Annotated in this window: 22 protein-coding genes and 2 pseudogenes; 13 read left to right on the plus strand and 11 right to left on the minus strand. The window is 54.3% G+C overall.

From position 1 onward, the window contains the following. Positions 1–141: 141 nt before the first annotated feature. Complete coding sequence (locus M5B42_RS31770) at positions 142–510, minus strand: hypothetical protein (RefSeq protein WP_248748043.1); 369 nt, start codon at positions 508–510, stop codon at positions 142–144. Between the two features lie 144 nt (positions 511–654). On the opposite strand from M5B42_RS31770, the gene M5B42_RS31775 reads away from it, so the two are divergent. Together M5B42_RS31775 and M5B42_RS31780 are read left to right on the plus strand one after the other, a co-directional pair. After that, entirely contained in the window at positions 655–876 is a 222-nt protein-coding gene (locus M5B42_RS31775; RefSeq protein ID WP_152739973.1) for a hypothetical protein, read from the plus strand. A 399-nt stretch (positions 877–1,275) separates the two neighbouring features. Then, positions 1,276–1,548 (plus strand): hypothetical protein, encoded by a 273-nt coding sequence (locus M5B42_RS31780; RefSeq protein WP_248748023.1) that lies wholly within the window; start codon positions 1,276–1,278, stop codon positions 1,546–1,548. An 85-nt stretch (positions 1,549–1,633) separates the two neighbouring features. On the opposite strand, the gene M5B42_RS31785 is transcribed toward M5B42_RS31780, so the two are convergent. The 6 genes from M5B42_RS31785 to M5B42_RS31810 all read right to left on the minus strand — a co-directional run bounded on the left by M5B42_RS31785 (position 1,634) and on the right by M5B42_RS31810 (position 6,016). After that, positions 1,634–1,930, minus strand: a complete 297-nt coding sequence (locus M5B42_RS31785) for a hypothetical protein (protein WP_248748024.1) — start codon at positions 1,928–1,930, stop codon at positions 1,634–1,636. Positions 1,931–2,077: 147 nt separating this feature from the next. Next, positions 2,078–2,278 (minus strand): hypothetical protein, encoded by a 201-nt coding sequence (locus M5B42_RS31790; RefSeq protein ID WP_248748025.1) that lies wholly within the window; start codon positions 2,276–2,278, stop codon positions 2,078–2,080. Further along, positions 2,279–2,722, minus strand: a complete 444-nt coding sequence (locus M5B42_RS31795) for a hypothetical protein (RefSeq protein WP_248748026.1) — start codon at positions 2,720–2,722, stop codon at positions 2,279–2,281. Positions 2,723–3,115: 393 nt separating this feature from the next. After that, complete coding sequence (locus M5B42_RS31800) at positions 3,116–3,736, minus strand: LysE family translocator (protein ID WP_248748027.1); 621 nt, start codon at positions 3,734–3,736, stop codon at positions 3,116–3,118. A 67-nt stretch (positions 3,737–3,803) separates the two neighbouring features. Next, positions 3,804–4,967, minus strand: coding sequence for a beta-methylarginine biosynthesis bifunctional aminotransferase (locus M5B42_RS31805; protein WP_248748028.1), 1,164 nt, complete (start codon positions 4,965–4,967; stop codon positions 3,804–3,806). Further along, positions 4,964–6,016 (minus strand): 2-ketoarginine methyltransferase, encoded by a 1,053-nt coding sequence (locus M5B42_RS31810; RefSeq protein ID WP_248748029.1) that lies wholly within the window; start codon positions 6,014–6,016, stop codon positions 4,964–4,966. The genes M5B42_RS31805 and M5B42_RS31810 overlap by 4 nt, the downstream gene beginning before the upstream one ends. Positions 6,017–6,195: 179 nt before the next feature. Between M5B42_RS31810 and M5B42_RS31815 the strand changes: the two are divergent. From M5B42_RS31815 to M5B42_RS31825, 3 genes and pseudogenes are all read left to right on the plus strand, one after another. Further along, positions 6,196–6,405, plus strand: a pseudogene (locus M5B42_RS31815) (transposase); the annotation flags it as partial. 314 nt (positions 6,406–6,719) lie between these two features. Continuing rightward, positions 6,720–7,016 carry a DUF3144 domain-containing protein gene (locus M5B42_RS31820; RefSeq protein ID WP_248748030.1) on the plus strand — a complete coding sequence of 99 codons (297 nt, stop codon included), beginning with the start codon at positions 6,720–6,722 and terminating at the stop codon, positions 7,014–7,016. Positions 7,017–7,186: 170 nt separating this feature from the next. Beyond that, entirely contained in the window at positions 7,187–7,591 is a 405-nt protein-coding gene (locus M5B42_RS31825; protein WP_248748031.1) for a DUF3592 domain-containing protein, read from the plus strand. A 310-nt stretch (positions 7,592–7,901) separates the two neighbouring features. Here the strand turns inward: M5B42_RS31825 and M5B42_RS31830 are convergent, their stop codons facing one another. Genes M5B42_RS31830 through M5B42_RS31840 form a run of 3 tightly spaced genes read right to left on the minus strand, consistent with a single transcriptional unit; the run spans position 7,902 to position 9,528 of the window. Further along, positions 7,902–8,135: a hypothetical protein gene (locus M5B42_RS31830; RefSeq protein WP_248748032.1), complete on the minus strand. Its 234-nt coding sequence runs from the start codon at positions 8,133–8,135 to the stop codon at positions 7,902–7,904. A gap of 2 nt (positions 8,136–8,137) precedes the next feature. After that, positions 8,138–8,710, minus strand: coding sequence for a DUF3158 family protein (locus M5B42_RS31835; RefSeq protein ID WP_248748033.1), 573 nt, complete (start codon positions 8,708–8,710; stop codon positions 8,138–8,140). After that, positions 8,707–9,528: a PFL_4669 family integrating conjugative element protein gene (locus M5B42_RS31840; protein ID WP_248748034.1), complete on the minus strand. Its 822-nt coding sequence runs from the start codon at positions 9,526–9,528 to the stop codon at positions 8,707–8,709. Before M5B42_RS31840 ends, M5B42_RS31835 begins: the two co-directional genes overlap by 4 nt. Here M5B42_RS31840 and M5B42_RS31845 point away from each other — a divergent pair. From M5B42_RS31845 to M5B42_RS31855, 3 genes are all read left to right on the plus strand, one after another. Then, positions 9,527–9,778 carry a hypothetical protein gene (locus M5B42_RS31845; protein WP_248748035.1) on the plus strand — a complete coding sequence of 84 codons (252 nt, stop codon included), beginning with the start codon at positions 9,527–9,529 and terminating at the stop codon, positions 9,776–9,778. The two genes, M5B42_RS31840 and M5B42_RS31845, sit on opposite strands and share 2 nt — an antisense overlap. A 420-nt stretch (positions 9,779–10,198) precedes the next feature. Next, positions 10,199–10,384, plus strand: a complete 186-nt coding sequence (locus M5B42_RS31850; protein ID WP_248748036.1) for a hypothetical protein — start codon at positions 10,199–10,201, stop codon at positions 10,382–10,384. Positions 10,385–10,497: 113 nt separating this feature from the next. After that, entirely contained in the window at positions 10,498–10,800 is a 303-nt protein-coding gene (locus M5B42_RS31855) for a hypothetical protein (protein WP_248748037.1), read from the plus strand. Positions 10,801–10,846: 46 nt separating this feature from the next. On the opposite strand, the gene M5B42_RS31860 is transcribed toward M5B42_RS31855, so the two are convergent. Beyond that, entirely contained in the window at positions 10,847–11,209 is a 363-nt protein-coding gene (locus M5B42_RS31860; protein ID WP_248748038.1) for a hypothetical protein, read from the minus strand. 833 nt (positions 11,210–12,042) lie between these two features. On the opposite strand from M5B42_RS31860, the gene M5B42_RS31865 reads away from it, so the two are divergent. The 5 genes and pseudogenes from M5B42_RS31865 to M5B42_RS31885 all read left to right on the plus strand — a co-directional run. Next, complete coding sequence (locus tag M5B42_RS31865; RefSeq protein WP_248748039.1) at positions 12,043–13,053, plus strand: WYL domain-containing protein; 1,011 nt, start codon at positions 12,043–12,045, stop codon at positions 13,051–13,053. 70 nt (positions 13,054–13,123) lie between these two features. Next, positions 13,124–14,539: a hypothetical protein gene (locus M5B42_RS31870; RefSeq protein WP_248748040.1), complete on the plus strand. Its 1,416-nt coding sequence runs from the start codon at positions 13,124–13,126 to the stop codon at positions 14,537–14,539. A 10-nt stretch (positions 14,540–14,549) separates the two neighbouring features. Next, positions 14,550–17,756 carry a hypothetical protein gene (locus tag M5B42_RS31875; protein ID WP_248748041.1) on the plus strand — a complete coding sequence of 1,069 codons (3,207 nt, stop codon included), beginning with the start codon at positions 14,550–14,552 and terminating at the stop codon, positions 17,754–17,756. A gap of 388 nt (positions 17,757–18,144) precedes the next feature. Further along, entirely contained in the window at positions 18,145–18,504 is a 360-nt protein-coding gene (gene tnpB, locus M5B42_RS31880) for an IS66 family insertion sequence element accessory protein TnpB (protein ID WP_248748042.1), read from the plus strand. Positions 18,505–18,522: 18 nt separating this feature from the next. Further along, positions 18,523–18,699: pseudogene (locus M5B42_RS31885) on the plus strand (IS66 family transposase); the annotation flags it as partial.

Below are 18,699 nucleotides of genomic sequence, written 5' to 3' on the forward strand. Positions count from 1 at the left end.
TTGGATTGGCGAGTCTTTGCCGCATAGGCCTTCTTGGCTTCAAGGCTGATAGCGCCCATTGCGTTGGACCTCAATTGTGTTCATCGAGTAATTAAAAGAGATCAAGCTGCCAAGTGCTTGATCTCTTTCAGCGCAACGACCTCAATCAATCGGGCGGTTGTCCAACGCGGACGATAGCTGACGGGATGGGGACGCCCCCTCAAGCAGCGCATCCACCACAGCCCGCGCCACCTCCACCGAATGCAGCATGCCCCAGAACAACGCTCGCTCGACGGGGTTGGTATGCAGGCTGATTTCATCGCCATTGAGTTCTGCCGTTTCCAGCAAATTGGAAACGTAGGTCAGTGCGTCCTGAGCAGTGATGCCCGGTTGGATGGCAAACAGCGTGGGTTTGTATGGAGCTTCGGGGATGACGGGCTTGGAGCAGGTGAACGCGAGGGTATCGAGCAAACGGGGAGTGTTTGCCAGAGCTGATTCGAGCTCGTTAGTTTGCGCAGGTACATTGCCCAGTCAGCGATATTGAGATGATCATGGCGTCCGCACCTTAACAAGGAGTCTCACAAATTTTCTCAAAATTCAGTCCTGCCTTCTGGGCTGGTCCATAGGAATTCTACGCGCTACCCTGTCGAGCTAAAGTGTGCAGGTAGAGCTGAAATGGAACAGAAAGTTACGGTAGACGGGAAGACTGTCGAGGTTCAGGTTTATGAAGATGGTGAGGGCGGTTGGCTGATCGAGATTGTCGATGAGCACTGGAACTCCACTTGCTGGGAAAATTCCTTCGAGACAGCGGATCTAGCATTCGCGGAAGCAATGCGGGCTATAAACGAAGAAGGGATTGATGGGTTCATCGGAGCCGGTGGAAACACTACTCATTGAGTTGATGTCAACGCCAACCCAAAACTGACCCCTTGGAGGTGACAAGTTGAGCCCAAGCTCCGATGAGGCGGCCTAAAGCGCCTGAGTCTGGAGGGCCTCTAGAAGGGCGCCAAGCGCTTGAGCGACATCAGGAGAAAGGTGATGCTGGAGCTTTCATTCACCTGTATCTACGAATTTGAGAGAGATTCAGTTGAACCACAACAGTCAGTTGGAACCAGACTCTCCCGCAAGCGTGTACTCAGCACACGCGTATCTGCAAAAAACATTTCCGTCAGGGCATATTTCTTGCCTATGATCCTGACTTCAAATTAGGGAAGAGCACCTCAGTTCAAGGTCACCCCCAATCCACCTGTAACACCCAACGCTGAAACCATCGATCCTCGTATCGCCGACCGAGCTTTGTCTCACTACAACATCGGTCCGAATGCAGGTTCAAAACCGACCCCTGTCGCCGTGTGGCATGATCATCGACACGACCCCGGGAGTCAGGAAGACGCCCTGGCCAATGTCTACTCCATTCTGCAATCCGCTGCTGCAACAGCCTATGAAAACGCCGACAACCAAACCGGTTCGAACCGCAAGGTGGCGATGGGTGTGGTGCACCTGATTGAGCTGGCACAGCTGAAGATGGATTCGGTCATGGATGGACAGGCCGTCGGCTTCAGCAGTTGACAGCGCTCTGCAGATGAACGGGAAGCTTGGCTTCCCGTTTTTTTGATCACGACTCAGGTTTTCGGTTGCAGGGCAACATTGAGCATCAGTGCCAATCCTTAAGGCAGTGCATACATTGTCGAGCTTTCCAGGTTCTCAGTTGCCCGCCGCAGAACGAGCAATGGGCGATTTTCTGTTTGCAGATCGGAATCATCCGGTGCCGGAAGTACTCCCAAACGATGGCTGGGTCGATACCCTCACGCCTGACTATCTCGTCGACCACAGCCTGTTCGCCCTGCTCGTGAAATGCACCGATAACCGCTAGCGTTTCGACGGAGGGGCAGTAATTGGTGATCGTGTCTGCGCACCGGTCACAGAGACGATGGCCGAGCTGACGGGTCATGGGTTTCAATCCTTTTAGAGCGTGTCGTCATTGCACTGCGGGAGCCTATTGATGCGAAGGTATGCTGCAGCCCCAGGGGCCTTTTCCTCAACAACCGCCCTCCCCTGATGATCTCTCATGTGTCGAGCCGGTGGTCGGTATCGAAAGTTACCTGATCCGAAAAACACGGGAGATCACGGTGCCGGCCTTTTCGGCATCGGCCTCATACAGCCCCTGGAGAACGGATTGGTCAGCGAGTTGATGCAGACGAAAATGGTTGTAGAAAGCCTGACCCAGTCGCTGCTGATCAAACGCCCCTTGCTCCCATAGGTCGAGAAACTCGTCGTAACTGACGCTCTCGATTTCCAACTAACGTTTCCTGCGCCTGCGTGCTTGAACCGAGGGTGGATGAGCGGCATCTGCAAGGTAGTAAAGGATGTACCCCGAGTACACCAGAGAGCCTGCTGCCACCTCTTCTTTGAAACACTCCTTGAGTGCGTCCTCTGTGGCAAAGCCGTACCCCGGCAATTTCGAGTCGGCAAAGCCAGTGAGACGCCATACGTCGAACCCATCGATTTCACCTTGATCCCCAAAATCAAAATCTACTGCGCCCGTGGAGAGGCTCACTGCGCATCCGTAGCCATGCTTGTAGTACTGAATCCCACCTTCAAGCTCGCCGCGGTTGGGAATATCAGTTCCAACCCAATCCGTGCAAGTAGAAGGTAGAGGAATACCAGATCGCTGCATGAGCTCCACAGCCATTTGGACGCTGGCCTGGTAGTCAGAAATCAAACGGGCAAGTTGCTTGTTCATGAGGCCTCGGGTTGTAGGGAGAGCGGACCGTCCTCGCAGGAAGTCGAGTGAGCTCGAAGAGCAGCATCTATGGTTGTTTCACCCAAGGCTAACGCGCAACTGTTTGGCAGTCATAGTCCTGATGCGACAGTTGCAATCACGCTTCTTTCTCCCGGCTCTTGCCCACATGTGTGAGCGAGGAGCGACCCCATGTGAAGCCGACTCCACCGACGTTAGCTATCCGGTGAGCTGAATCACAGCCGCTAGATGGGCTTGATCGACACCAACTCGAAATACCGGAACTTCTTCTTTTTGGTTTCGGTCTTGGCCTCCTGCTCCGCGATGAAAGTGCTCAGGGTATTGGCATCATTATAGGAAACTGCTTTTGAAGCACATTACTGTTTAGCTAGTGGGTCACTCCTGAGTTAGTAGGGCCAAGCCCAGCGCGATAAATGTGGTCCCGCTTATTCGATTAACGATTCGCTGGAACTTCGGGGACATAAGGTCTCCAGCAATCGCACCGAGCCGATGTACTCCAAGCATCAAAGCGATGTCCCATGTGACCTGTAGAGTAACAAAGGTGGCCCCAAGAATCAGCAATTGGGTTTCCATGTGACCGAGCTCCGGATCAGCGAACTGAGGAACGAGCGAAACGTAAAACAGTATAGCCTTTGGATTCGCGGTTTCGACTATGAACCCTTGTAAAAGCGGTGTTGCCGACGTTTCTATTTTGCAAGAATGTTTGGTCTCGGGGCGGGTAAAGAACGTGCGAACCCCAAGTGCGACAAGATATGTGCACCCGATAAACTTCAGAGCAACGAATGCGGCCGGATATGCTGCAAAGAGCTGGGCTACTCCGAACGCGAGCGCCATGGTGATAGTAAGCCCGCCGAGCGCCATGCCAAGTGCGTTGCGCCAGATCACTTGTCGAGAGCTGCGCATTCCGACGGCGATTGCATAAGCAAAACTTGGTCCTGGAACGACAAGAACGATAAGGCTCGTGAGGATAAACGAAAGATACAGATGTGCATTCATTGAGTAAGTTTTCGATGCGTCGAGGGTTCAGCCCGCAGGAGGCGGGCCATATTTACTTTTTTCTACCTCAGACCTCGGCGTAGCGTTCTATGCCCTGGCGAAGCAGTTCGAGGGCGTTGTGGGTGACCGATTCCGGGTAGCCGGTCGGGATACGGATGTGCGCACCTTGGGCGCCTGAATAATTGCTCGCCGTGGCAAGCACTAGGCCGTACTCGCCCAACATTTGATCGGCGAAACCCTCGATGTCGTGTACTGGCAGGCTGACGAACACCTGGGTGCCCGCAGGCGGCAGCGATGCATAGTTCGACAGGTGGCGGCCGAGGAACTCTCGGACGACGGCGCGGCTGTTGACCACTTGTTGAAGTAGTGGCGCGTTTCCCATCGAGATCAAGGACGCGGCCTTCGTTTGCGCAGGCGAGCAGACGGCGACACACTCAATCTCCAGCATCCCCGCCATTGCCTCGACATTGTCCGACGAGGAGGTTACCCAGCCGATCCGCAAACCAGGCGAGCCATAGTTCTTCGACACTGAATTAACTGTGTAAAGTAACGAAAGATCGCTTGTACAGGCAAATGGTGAGCGTATCTTCTGGTCGTCGAAGATGAAGGAGTCGTACACCATATCCAGCACCAGCGAGATGCCGCGCTCGGCCAAACTCGGCACCAGCTTCTCCATAAAGGCGTCTGAGTAAATCCCACCCAATGGATTATGTGGAAAGTTGAGGTACACCAGGTTGGTGTCTGCGCGGCATACAGCTAGGATCTCTTCGACGGTAGGGAAGGCAGCACTCATCTGATAGTAGATCAGATCGTAACCGATGGCTTCCAGCAGGGCGGGGACGGCGCCGAATACCGGAGCTAAGCACACCGCTGAGCCAGCCTCGGCGCTGAGGCGCTTGATCTGGCGAAACACGAGCGACAAGCCGTGCATTCCGCCATTGGTGACGAGGAAATTCTCGCCTGACAAATCCAGCCCGTACAGCGCGTTGTCGCGGGCGCAGATGGTGTTGATCAATGGTGGGGCGCCATTGCAGTCGGCGTATTGAAAGATGTCGTTGCTGGCGGCAAACGGAGTCGGTGCCGCTGCATCTGGCCATACCGGAACATTCTCCAAGAAGTAGCAAGCCGACTCTCGCAGCTCCGAACGAGCGTATTTCAGGCGCTGCTGAAGCACACTCAGGCAGCTATCTGGTCGGACAATTTGATGGCGTTTGTTGTATGCCAAGGTCATGCCCTCCGCAGCAGATAGCCGATTTCCAGGCCGGTTGAGTCAACCTGGTCAGACGTCGTCTCGCGGGTGACCAAGGACAAGCCAGCCTCGGCGAAAATATCCAGCCAATCAGCATCCTGCACCAACAATTGATTGGTGAAGCAATGCAACAGATAGTAAGGGTTGTAATAAGCGAGCGCTAGGCCGTGGCGCATTGTGCCGGCATTATCAAATTGGTTGTCGACTTCGATAATGATCAAGTTGATTGCAGGGAAACGGTAAACAATCTTTTTCAGGAAGTTGACCACTGCCGGTCGGCCGGCCTGGCCAAGGATCTCATGCAGCACAAAACCAAGCACGATGAAATCGGGCTTGAAATCAAAATCCGAATCTAGGAATTCGACTGCCCCGCTGTGGCTGATGTGAACTCGATGCGACAGACCTTCTTTCTCGATCAAGTCTACAGCCTCCTCGAAGCCTCCGCGGTCCGGTTCGGCACCCCAAGCTTGGATCTGCGGAAGCGCCTTGCAGAATTCGGCGAGGTATCGACCGTTTCCGCAACCCAAGTCCAGCAGTTTTGTGCATGTACCGGGAGCTTTGGCCATCAAAGACTTGGTTAAGGGGATCGCGTCAAAGTGGCTGATACCACAGCTACCTACACCGACCTTAGTTGCGTCGCGGGTGGCCCAACCAGCGCCCTCTTGAAGGCGTTCTCCAATTTGTAGAAAGGTTGTGGCATAGCCGCCGACCAACATCACATACCAGCCTTCGAATGGTGCCAGCGCGTGACCATTTTGTGACAACGAGAAACCGTCTATTGTTTCCAGAAGAATCCCTTCGTTCTTCAGGTACCTGAATAAACCAAGTAGTTTCTCTTTAGTCATTCCGAGCTCATTACAGGCCAAATCCAACGAGGCAACCTTGTATTTACTCAGCAAGGAAAATAATTTTGTATCGAACAGATGATAAATTGAGATAGCTAGAACGAACTGCCGAATCGGTTCGATGCCCTTAATAAGGGTTGTCTCAAAGCCAGTGTTTTCGCTTCCTATAGAGTCAAGCAGATTCATTGCTTACAACGTCCATTTGGTGATTGATTATTCCATTAATGCTCGTATTTTTACACAAAATACAAAAAGAGTGTCAATAAATTTCTCACACAAAGTCAGCTCCCCATCCTGATGTTGCTAGGTTTTGTACGAAAAGTCGGAGCGGGTAGAATTGCCGCCATGACTGGCTGGAGGCCCGCATGGCAAAGCGTTACGAACTCTCCGACGCATCGTGGGATTTGATTAAAGATCTGGTTTCTCCAAAACAGAAAATTGGCCGCCCACGCAGCGATCATCGCCTGATACTCCATGGAATTCTGTGGATCCTGTGTTCGGGCGCTGCCTGGCGTGATCTGCCGGAACGCTTTGGGCCTCGGTCAACGGTGTATCAGCGATTTCGGGACTGGCGCTGTTTCGGATGGAGCGCTTCCGGCAAGCTGGAGGTGGGCATTGCCACCCGCTGGATCAGCGAGAGCCAACCAGTGAGTTTCGCCCTGGGAGACTTCCGCGGAGCACTGGAGGGCTTTGAAAACTTGCTTAAAGAACAGGCCTGCCAGTGATGGAGCCCGTTAGCGACCAGACATTTCCCATTCCCCAAACGGCCGTATGTGACCTGGCGCCGACCCTGGCGAACAGCCGCGTCGGGTAGACTTCTGCCGATCACGACAGGACGAAGTCGACCCACTATGGAACAATCTAAAAATGATCAAAAAGGTATCGAGCAATGACAGAAAGCACTGACGAATCCTTCTATGACCGCGCAGACGCGCACATACACTTGTCAAACGAGCAACTGAAGGCGTTCGAAAACCTTGGCAAGGTAAGCGCATCGATGATGTTTGGCACCACCCGATTCAATGCTTGGGCAAGCGCTCAGAGCTTCAAATCTGGTGCGGAGATGGCCCAGGCTCGCGAGGCGATGTTGAACTATTTCTGCGAGCAATACCGGATGATGCTCGAGGACAATCTCGACGACCATATCAACAATTTCACCCAATACATGAAGACGGAAAACGCTTAAATGATCCGTCGCCTTTGGTGATCGCCCGCGCTGAGTCCAAGCGGTGTGAAAACGTGGTAGATACTCAAAGGCCTTCCGCAAGGCGGCAGAAATTTCTCCCGCAGTGGTATCCAGCCGCAAATCAAGAAATAATCACACAACACTTCCGCTCTGCAAGGATCGCTCGCGCTATGACTTATGTTCTGTTGTTAAAGGTTTTCGCAGCGGTAGTGGGCACCCTATTGAGCCTGTGGCGGATGATTCGAATTCTGCGCATGACCGAAGGCTCTATCGTCGAAGGCCAGATCACCTACGTTGAAGGAAAGCCGGGGCGCGGTGGCAGCGCCCTTCTGACCTTCAGCTACAGCGCCGAGGGCCAGCGCCTTCACAAAACCTGGGACGAAACCCTTGATGCCAATTCACGATGCAAACTGCTGGACGCCGTTGCGCGTTACAACATGGGTGATAGCGTCCCAGTCTGGTACGCAAAGGCCGACCCCGACGTTTGCTGCATTGGCGAACGGGTGCATCCGCTCAACTTCATCAAGAACAGGTTTTCGCAGTTGAGTGAGGATCTGACACGCCTGTTTCGTTGACCTGGATAGCAGTATGGCAGCTACAGGTCCCCCTGCGCCCGATCATTCGTTTTCTTCGAATTGACCCAGCAAAATAACTCGATATTCGTGCTACCGACGCTTTCGTAAGCTTCCCTCACCGAGCAAGACGCTCGGTTTTTGGGTTTGAAAGCTGAAGGAATATTGAAGTGTTTGACCGTTATCTGGATAAAAGTGTAACGCTGACTCCCACCGCCATCCCCGAACAGGGCGGCACCCTGGGCGCACTCGAATGGGCCTTGTCCAGCCCGCAGGAAAATCGCCCTATTCCGCTTTACGTAAATGCACTGCGTCAACTGCGCAAGGCGTTATCCGCGGCAGAATCGCGCTCAGTGCCCTTGCACCAAACCTCAACACCGGCCCTGTACGCACTTCGACTCTCGTACTCGCCATCGTTTTTCAAAATCAGATTGTCGAAATACACATTCAGCCGAAGCAGCCGGCAAAGCTCATTGTTACCGCTGGAGATCTCCTTGAACTCAGGCTTGGTGCCGACGTTGCTCTCCCCCCAAAGACTTCTCGCCATGGTCAGTTCCCCTCCCGGTGAGGATTGCCGTCTTGCCCCATTCGTTGACGGTAAACCTCATCCGCAGCTTCCACCTTGCAAGCACATAGGAACGCCTGGCGACTGATGCTATGGGTCAGGCTGATCTGCATGTTGATCACGATCCGCTGAAGCTCCAGCGCATGAAGCTCGGGCACCAGGCCAATCGAGGTGCGCTCATCGCGGATCAGCTCCGCCCACAGGTCTACGCCCATCTTGCTGCGATCCACCCGGCTCCAGCGCAGGTACGTCGTGCCCGCTCCCGTGGACTGTCTCGTCAATCGAATGGGCAACAACGTGAACGGATAACGCTCGGCTTGGGCCAGTACGCCCTGGATGGCCAACTCGATCAGACTGCCCGTCAGTTGACTGCACGCATCCCCGAATTCGACCAGCTCCCCCTTACCCTTAAAAGGCTTTAAAAGCCCTTTAAGGAAGGCTGTGTGTTCCAATGCCTGGAAGGCAGTGTGTTGCAGTGGCTGGAAGGCAATGTGTTTTGCACCATCCCCCGGTGCTGCCGAGTGATCACCACCAAAAGCATCTCCTGAAATACTCATGGCATCACCCTCCCAGGCGCTAGGAGTCCATCACTTTTCGCAACCAAACCAGCCCCCAAAAACACCTGGCTCGCCCCCGCATCGTCCCCAACCTCAGCCTCGTCCTCGATCTCGTCTTCAACGACCTCTGGCGGCCTTTCATCGCTCACCCGACGCCGAACAATCTGAGGCGCAAATTCAGAGCGCCGCGTGCCCGCCAACACATCCGCCGGCAACTCCCCAAGCCGCTCCTGGGCTTCACGCGCCACGGCATTGTTGGCAATGAAATCTTCACGCATCGCTCCGGAGAGCCTCGCCTGTTGAGCCAAGCTGAACAGGCTGCGCAACACACGACCACCGGCGTTGATCCAGCGCTCCATGTCCCTACGCCCCATCAACGCGGTGTGGTACGCCAACAGCACGCGAAGGACGATGTTGTCGTAGTCGATCAGCCGGTACACGGCCAAGAAACCCAACGGGGTATTGATGCACAGTGGCATCGTGACAGGGTGAACATTGAGGTTGTCACCCACTCGAGCCGACATGGGCAGCCGCCCCATCAGCTCATTCAGTTGATCCCACATCAGCGCCAACGCCGCCCTCGATTGCTCCAGCTTCTCGTGGATACGGATCATCCAGTAATCGGCATAAGGATCATCCTGCTCGGCCGCGCGCTTGATCTTGTTCATCAACCTGACAAAACCGTAGAGGCCGATAATGCCCTTCTTCCCTTCACCCGCCGGTCTGCCTTTCCAAATGCGGACCGCGTGGTGAGTGTGAAGCGTCAGCGCCATGGCACTGCGCAATGGACCGAGATTGAGTGGGAATGGATTGGCCATGAAAGGCTCCTGGCGCATTGAAGTCGAGACATCAGTGTCATCAGGAACGGGCGAGGCGTCAGTCGAAAAACAGGTTTACGTTGGATTCGTTTTAGTGGGCGAAGGTCGAGAAAAAGCTGAAAAAAGGGATGGAGCCAGCGAACCGCCTGCTGCCCCTACTGAAAACCTGCTTTTGATTATCCGACCTACAGCGAGCACCCAATTGATTCGCTGCGCCGGTCAATTGAGGCACTCGAAGAAGCTGGGATAAACACGAACTTCGCTTCCAAGCAGTTCAATCCCCCAAGAGGCCGCGGCCCCGTTTTTTTCAATCGGAAGCTGCGTAAGAACTCTATAAGGCTTAGCTAGCCTGGCCCAACGCCGGGCTCTTTTCGCTCGTGCGCCAGTCCCGATGTCGCTTGCAGGCAAGCAGCAGTCGATTGCGACACGCTCTGGCATTTTGCTACCGACTGCTTAGCAACTGCCCTACACTCAGATCAGCTGACGGATCAGCACCCTCTGGAAATAGCCCGGCCCAGTGCCGGGCTTTTCGCATCGCCCCCCCCCCCCTCGAACTGTCAGTGGCAGGCGACCAGCCAGATATGAGCCGAAAACAGTCCTCGAAAGCCTTTTACGTATTTTTGAAACGCGCTGGAGATACTCCAGAGGCGTAGGATGGCGTCGCGCAAAAATGGTAGAGCTGGCCAAGGAAATCCCGGGAAAAATAACTCCGAGGAATATTGCCAATGTCGCGCTGAGCCAAAGCCTCAACGCGAACCTCGGCCATAAATGGATTCGAGTGCAAACGCCGAAAACCATGGCGCTGCAACCTGCTTTCATTCCGCTGCCCTTGCAACCTATCGGAGCAAGGTTGTAAGCCACGTCGTCGACTATCCGCCTCGAAATCCCACACTCGCGCGGCACCGTCAAAGTGAACTGGCCGACCGAAAGCGCTGCTGCCTGCGCGACCTTTCTGCGAGACCTGTTGCGATGATCCGCATCGACTCCTTCTTGCTCGCCACCGAGCCGATGGGCATGCGCGCCGGCACCGGCACCGACACCGCGCTGGCGCGGGTGGCGTCGGTGGTGGATGGCGACACCACTCACTCTGGCACAGCGATACGATTATGGGCGGGGGCGTCCATCCCATTGCTTACGGCGCTGGAACAGTCGCTGCCGTTGCATCGTCAAGGCACCGCAGCAGAGGCGGACGCTGCGGTTGCTTTCCTAATGACCAATGGGTGTATGAACGGCGCCCCCTTGAATATCGACGGCGGCGCCAGACTGGTCTGAGCGGCCCAATCGCCACCCGTGCCAGTTCGATCAAACGAGCGGTTGTCTACGGTGATGCGTGATGGTGTGAGGTCGACCCTTCAAGCAGTGCATCCACCACAGCCTTCGCCATCTCTACAGAGTGAAGCATGCCCCAGAACAGAGACCGCTCCACCGGATTCGTATGCAGGCTAATTTCGTCTCCATTCAGTTCGGCTACTGCGAGCAATTTCGAAACGTAGGTCAGCGCGTCCTGGGCTTGGACGCCTGGCTGGATGGCAAAAATCGTAGGTTTGAAAGGGTCATCGTAATCGACGGTTTTAGAGAGGGTCAGACCGAGGGTATCGAGCAAGCGGGCCGCATCCGGTCGCGTTGGTTTCACAGAACCGTTGGAGACGGGAGGCGGATCGGGGGTGATTTTTTTAACCATGGTAAATCTCCTAACTGACTCAGGGATCTCCACTCCTGCTGCGACGCAAGGGTGGCGAACTGCACGCAGGTTCGCAGACCGGTCAGTTAGGACACCGGCAGGCATAAGCCTCCTGCGCACAGCCCGCCATAACGCAGACATAGAAAAGCCGCTTACGCGGCGCTGTGCGCCTAACTGACCGGGCTGCGAAACCCGTATCGCTGAATTTGCAGCGACAACAGGAATGTAGACCCGACAGCGAGCGCACACAACATTCTCCCACGACTAAAACACGTAGGAAATATTAGTTTTTCTGGAAGGCCATTTCTCGTCATTACCAGGCGCTGGCGAGTGACGAACGAGTAAGGGAAATCACTTACCAATCCGTCCGAAAACGATGGCATCAACTGGAGTAAAGGGCCGCCCATTCCTGAGCAGTCCGATGACGCCCCTGCAACGGGCTGGCTCCTTGAAGAATACGCCACAGAGACTCTTCGACGTCGCGACACAGGCTGTCGTACCACCGGGGAAAATGGTCAAAACGCCCAAGAGACCCATTCGATGAAAAACCTATTTGCCGCCGTTGGATTTTTTGTGGTGTTGAAAAAAAGCTACGAACTGTACCGCGAGTACAGTGAACTGAAGCGCGAGAGGGAAAGGCAGCAATCATCTCCCACCTGAACCAAGACGCTGAGCTATAGGCAGTACCTCAGATTTCACGCACTGCTGCAGCGCGACTTTTGTCTTATGCACGGCACAACGGATGGCATAATGCCACCCAACTCAGTAACATCGACTCCAAATTGGCGCCAGTCTGCTGGCCATCAATTGAGACGCAGAACAAGGTAGTTAACATGTCCCAAGCGAAGGATACGCTGCTCAGGCTATTCGCATTACTGCGCCTGATTCCCACCGAGCCGCAACGTATTGCAACACCCACTCTGCTCGAAAAGCTTCGCGACAAGGGCTTTTCCGTGACTTTGCGCTCGATTCAGCGTGACTTGAACCGATTGTCGATTCCATTCTCATTACAGTGCAACGATAGCGAGATTCCATTCCGCTGGAGCTTCACCCGGGACGCACCACTGAGACTGGAGGACATGGATGCATCCACCGCACTCGCGCTGTATCTGTCGGAAAGCCATCTGAACACCCTATTGCCACAGACCGTTCTGGACCAACTCGGTCCACAATTTCGACGCGCGCGCAATTTCCTGGGCGACCTCGGTCACAATGGATTGGCCGATTGGGCGCGACGAGTTCGTGCAATCCCCAACGGGAAAACTCTACTGCCTGCTGCGATCGCTCCCGAGGTATGGGGACAAGTATCTACCGTCTTGCTGGAGCGCAGACAGCTGGAAGTTTCTTATCGGAGCCGAAGTAAAGGCGAACTCAAGCAGTTTCGCTTGCATCCGGCGGGGCTGGTATCGCGGCATGCCATCAGCTACTTGCTGGCATCCGTGGATGGGTATGGTGACCTGCGCCAATTCGCCCTGCACCGCATCCAGCACGTCCGCGTGCTCGACGAACCAGCAGTGTTGCACGCCAGTTTTGATGTCGATAATTACATCGCGAGCGGCATATTCAGCCATCGCCAAACAGAGACCCAAGTGGAACTGGTTGCTGACGTTCATCCGCAGATTGCCTTCCTGCTCGGTGAGACCCCTCTGAGTCGCGAGCAGACTTTGAGCGATATGCCCTCCCACACCTGGAAACGTCTTCGCGCCCAAGTACCGCTGGATCGCGAAACTCTGTGGTGGATTTTCGGACTGAGCGACAACATTCGTGTCCATGCCCCACAGGTCTGGACTGAAGAGATCCGTCAACGACTGAGCTCAATGCGGGAGCTCTACCAGGATACGTAATTGAACTGCCGTGGACACAAGAGCTGTGCCACCAGATAGCGCTTTTCAGGATCATGCCTAAGGACGCCCCATGGAAAATGAACGCAAAAAGGCAATAACCCAGTCGGTCAGTCTGTGCCCTATCTGGCCCATGCAGGCCGCAGAAAAAATTGGCCGCATGGTTGGTGAAATCAATCAGGCTAACGCTATCCTGACCAAGGTTTCCACGACCGCACAAAATGCCGCGATCAAAGGCGGCTTCGCCGCGGAAACCTGGCATGCAGAGTCCTTCAATCTGGACGCGATACTCAAGGATAAAGACGTACGCGCTTTCACGGACAACTTCGCCAATACGCCCCTCGCAAAACACGATATGACCCACGACATCGTCATCATGAAAGGCGATGAGCAACTGTTGGGCGCACAATTGAAATATTTCAAGAATGCAGATGCGACGCAAAAGGCGTTTCGCTCTACCAGGGACGGTGTTCATAGCTATAAAGACAGCGATCTGTTCCTTGGCCCTTCTGATCAGATCGAAGGCGTCAGGCTCTCCGCGCAACGGGATGTGCTAAAAAATCAGCAAACGCGCCCAGAGGTTTCCCAGGCTGCCGAGAAAGTGCGTGATAACACAGCTGGACATCTCGATACAGAGGGCGTCCAGTCCACACCGCTGAGCAAGCGGGAAGCAGAGCATGTCGGAAGAGCTTCAGAAACTGGCAAAGAACTGCATGAGAACATGCAGAGCGGTTATCTGAGCAAGGCAACCATTCAGCAGAGCGTGCGCGCTGCGGGTTCTGCCGCAATTATCACCACCGTCATCGCAGGCAGCATCAATACGTTCCAGTACATCAGGCAGGTTAGGGACGGCCATATCACGGCGGAACAGGCGACGCTGCAGATTCTGCAAAATACGGCGATTGCTGCGGGCGATAGCGCGCTGAAGGCCGGGGTGGCAAGCGCAAGCGTCAGTATTGCTGCGCGTTCAATGCCAGGTCTGTTCGCCGGTACGGTGTTCAAACGTAGTTTCGCCAACGGCGGCATCGCCGGTGCAGCGGTCTGCGCAGTAGATGTGGTGCAGTGCGTGGTGATGTTCTCCGCCGGCAAGATGACCCTCGAAGAACTGGAAACACGCACGGGTAAAAATCTGTTCCAGACTGGGGCAGGCGTCGCTGGCGCCTCCGTGGGCGCTGCAGTGGGCGCTCTAGGCGGCCCGGCGGGTGCGTTAGTCGGCAGTCTCATCGGCGGTCTTATCACAACGCTTGCAATGAATATCGCCCTGGACAACCACATCGAGAAAGACTTCCAACTGACGCTCACCAGCACAGAGCAAGTGGCTGGTAGCGCCATGGGTATGCAAGAAGCCCTGGAATATCTGCACGTTTCCCAGATGTTTTACGCCGACTTCCACAGAGGCTTGTATTTATCGGAGCGGCACTTCGCCAGCCAGATAAAGACCATGGAAGCGCAAAGCACACGACTGAAAAGCAAGATAAAGAATCTTTAAGGTATATGAAATGACTGACACGACTGTAGAAGTACAGAAGGAGATTTTTGATCAACCGCTGGAGGGCACTGAGCTCGAAGCAGTCAATGCTCTGGTCAATCAGCACAAGGGCAATGCGGCCTTGACCCAGCAACTGGCCCTTGATGCATCGCGGTTGATTACCACTAGCCAAGAGCGCTTGGCCAAGCAATCCGGCAGCGGCTTCTTCAAGCGTTTCGCCAGTAAAATCAGTGGCAAGAACAGCGAAAATCAGCTAAAGAACCAAGTAGACATGCTGCAAATGCAGAGGTATGCGTGGCACTACCTGAAGCAACTGCAGCAGCAAAACCTGATCAACGCCCAAAGCATCGCGGTCATTCGCAACAACCTGGGAACGATGAACGATTACATCATCGAAACCCGGGACTTCCTAGAGCAAGCGGTCGACAAAATCAATCGTCGTCTTGAACATGTTGAAAACAACACCAGTTTCAATAACTGGTCATTGCACATCGAGGCGAACAAACGTCGCTTCAAATCGATTCCCGGCACCCTTCTAGTGTTGCATCTGACCTATGACTTCATGCGCAGCCATCGTGATGTCGTGCTGACGTCCCGCGACATCAATTATCTAGTGGTAACGCTTGAAAAGCTCGAGGTCAACTGTGATGAAGATGTCCAACTGCTGGGTTTCATCATCGAGCTGATAGAGCAAATAGAGATCACTGGCATCGAACGCTACCGCGAGATGATTGAGCTGGCATTCGACGGCCACATTATCGATTCGCACTTTATCCAGAAAAACATCTCCGGCACCGGCTTCAATGCCTTGTACTTCCTGTCTGAGCAGTACGAAAAAATCATCGACCTGACCGAGGACAGCGAGCTGTGTCAGAGCGATGAAGCCCGCGAAAAAATCATATCCAAATTTTTTGGCAACGAGTTCTCCGGCCTTTCCACGACTTACAGAATTCGAGATCTGATTGGCGAAGTGATTGGCGGAAGCCTCCTAGCCATTGATATCTACAAGGATGTAAATGGGCTCAATGTGATCCAGGACGAGCTCGCCGAGGATGAGCATCCGGAGCCCCTCTCGCTGACGTCCTCATTGCCGGATATTCGCGCTCATACCTTTCTCGACAACACTGAGAGCGACGAAACCCGGCGCAATTACCTGCGCCTGTTCGCGCTATGCATCGAGAACTCGGCGTCGCTGGGCAAGCAGGGCCTGGAGTTTCTCACGCTACTCGCCGAAAAAGCCGGTTGCCCAGAGCTCTGCGGCGAAATTGCCGGCCTTGCCGACAACACCTATAAAACTCATGAATACCTGCCCATCATGCAGGCGCTGCTCAGCGACGATGATAAAATCTACACTTGGCTTATTGATGCGTTCTTCCTGCTGACGCTTTGCCAGAAGAAAATCGAGAATCCGCAGGTGGCGCGTATCCTCGCCACACTCAAACCGCCTAAGCTCAAGGAGAACTTTCCACACTTGCTGGCGATCATCAAGGACAGCGACGAAACCCAGGTACTTAACGCTGCGGCGAAACTGGCACAATTTACCAAGGGTTGGAAAAACATTGTCCGCTACCGTGAACTGCGTTTTGACCAGACCTATGCTGAGACGGAAAAGAAACTGTATACCGCGAGCATTGCTGCCAGTTCGCTCAACTTTGACCTGCTGAAAGTCATCAACAAAGCGTCGGACTACTCGTATTTCATGGGCTCCTTCGACGACGATAGTTTCCTTGGCAAGCTAGGCTCAGCGGTGGGCGGCTCCGCCTACGCACTGGGACGTAGCTCCGCCCTCTCCAGCCTTAACGATATGCGCAAGAAAGCGTGCGAGTTCATTTCCGAGAATTCAGCCGCGCTGCATCAGGCCAACCGTATGGTCACGCAGTTGAACATGCCGAAAATCGATTTCAACAATGAGATCAGCTATAGCAACTACGATCTGGATAACTCCGCTACCAATGAAGACTGGTACGATCAGTTCTGCCGCTTTGAGCGCCAGATTGACAACGCGCTAACAGCATTTTCAGACGCCTGCTCCGATGCCGATGTTCAGCTCGGCTATTTCAAGGCAGGAGAATTCGACAGGTCAGTCGTTGAAATCAAGGTCCAAAAGCGCGCTGCCCAGCAGTTGGCTAATCAGCAGGAAAAACTGGAAAAGCAGTCCGTCGTGATTGAGAAGGACGGCCGTGAGCATCGATTCAGCATCGAGTGGCAGGACGTTGAAACCCCACCCTGCGACCCGGAACAGATCCGTCATATCAAAACTGACGGCAAGGTATGGCTGATTGTCGACGACGATGGCGTTTTCTATCGAAGCGAAGACCGGGAGCATTGGAAAACCGTTCAGCCAAGAGTATCCGAGGACAGCCTGCGCGTGAGCAAGCTGGATATCGTCAATGGCATTTGGGTCCTGGTCGCCGGCTACGATGAAGGATTCTACTACTCCAGCGATGCCCTGATCTGGCAACAGAGCTGTTTCCCTGAGCTTCCGTCGTCCTACGATTTCTCGAAGACCGACGACATCATGCATTTCAACGGCCAATGGCTGTGGCGCTTTACCGAGCGTGCCGAGTATTCATATACCGACAAAGGCTTTATCTTCGACTCGACTAAAACCTCCACTTACTACAAACCCCTTGTCTATTGCACTGACCGTCTCGATGCGCAGTGGCAACGCTGGGAAGGCACGCCACGATTTTCAGAAGGCGTGGTGGTGGAAAGCATGCATTCCCTACCGGGTGTCCCGTGCTTGCTGGTGTTCTGCAAGTATGACTACTTGTACACCATGGTGAAAAAGAAAAGCGACGCGGTATCCTTTGTTAGTTACTACATTCCGGGCAAGGACTGGCGCACCTGTACTTGGGGCGGCGAGAATGATTACTACAGTGACGCCATTGTGACGCGGATGGGCGGCAGTCTTATGTGCTTCTACTCGAATCAGTTCCTGACCTCCGACAAAGGCTACGATTGGAAACGCCAGTCCGAAAATTTTTACATTGGCGGCTGCTTTCATCTGGAAAGTGTGAGCCTCTTTCCGTCAAGCAACAACGGCCAGGTCATTTATCTGAGCGAGGATGGGAAAACCTTCAAGGAGTTCATGCTGGACGAAGGCCGGTGGCGATACCTTTGCGCAAACGACCAAGGGCTTTTGAGCGTCTACGAGCTTAATTCCCACGAGACATTCCTGCGAGCCGGCCGTGTCATTTGCCAGCCAGTAGGCTGACCGGTAATCAGCTCAAGGATAAACGCAGGGCTGGTACCAGCCCTGCGCAGACAGTGAAGAACGTTTGAAAACAGGCCGAGGGGGTCAAATTTCATTTGGCAAAAAATGATGTAAGGAGGGCAGGTTTACATTGGCGGTGACATTTTCTCACGACCTCGATTAATCCGACGGTTGCCGAGCAGTTGAATACGTCCCTTCAAGCAGCGCATCCACCACCGCCCGCGCCACCGCCACCGCCACCGCCACCGAATGCAACATGCCCCAGGACAACGCCCGCTCAACGGGATTGGTATGCAGGCTGATTGTAAGCGCGCCATGAACCCCACATTCCAAGCCAATATTTGATGCCCGATGCTGCGCTCCCGAATTCTTTCCGGAGCCTGCTGCCATGATGCGACCCGATGCAAAAGTAGAAAAAGTCTACCTCTACCCCAAACCCGTGGATTTTCGAAAGTCCATCGACGGCCTCGCTACCCTCGTCGAGCTGGATATCAAAGTCGCTGTGTTCGACCCCGTGCTTTTTGTCTTCCTCAACAGGCCACGCAACCGAGTGAAAATATTATATTGGGAGCGCAACGGCTTCTACCTATGGCTCAAGCGTCTCGAGTCCGAGCGCTTTAAAACATCGCTCGATGCCGGCGACGAGGCGATCGTCCTGACAGTCCAGGAACTGAACTGGCTGCTCGACGGCTTCGACCTCTGGCGCAACCGTCCACATCAGGTTTTGACGCCTCGATATGTCGCGTAGCCGGGTATAATCCCAACCATGATTTCGATGCCCGAAGACCTTCCTGGCGACCCCGTTTTACTCAAGCAATTGCTTGCGCAGATGCTCAATGAGCGCGAGGTTGATAAGGAGCACATCAGCGACTTGAAAGAACAGATCAAGCTGTTGCGTGATCGTCTCTTCGGGCGCAAGTCAGAGCAATCCGTTGATCCGGTC

It is taken from the genome of Pseudomonas sp. MWU12-2037, assembly GCF_023242345.1.
In the GTDB taxonomy this organism is placed as follows: domain Bacteria; phylum Pseudomonadota; class Gammaproteobacteria; order Pseudomonadales; family Pseudomonadaceae; genus Aquipseudomonas; species Aquipseudomonas gingeri_D.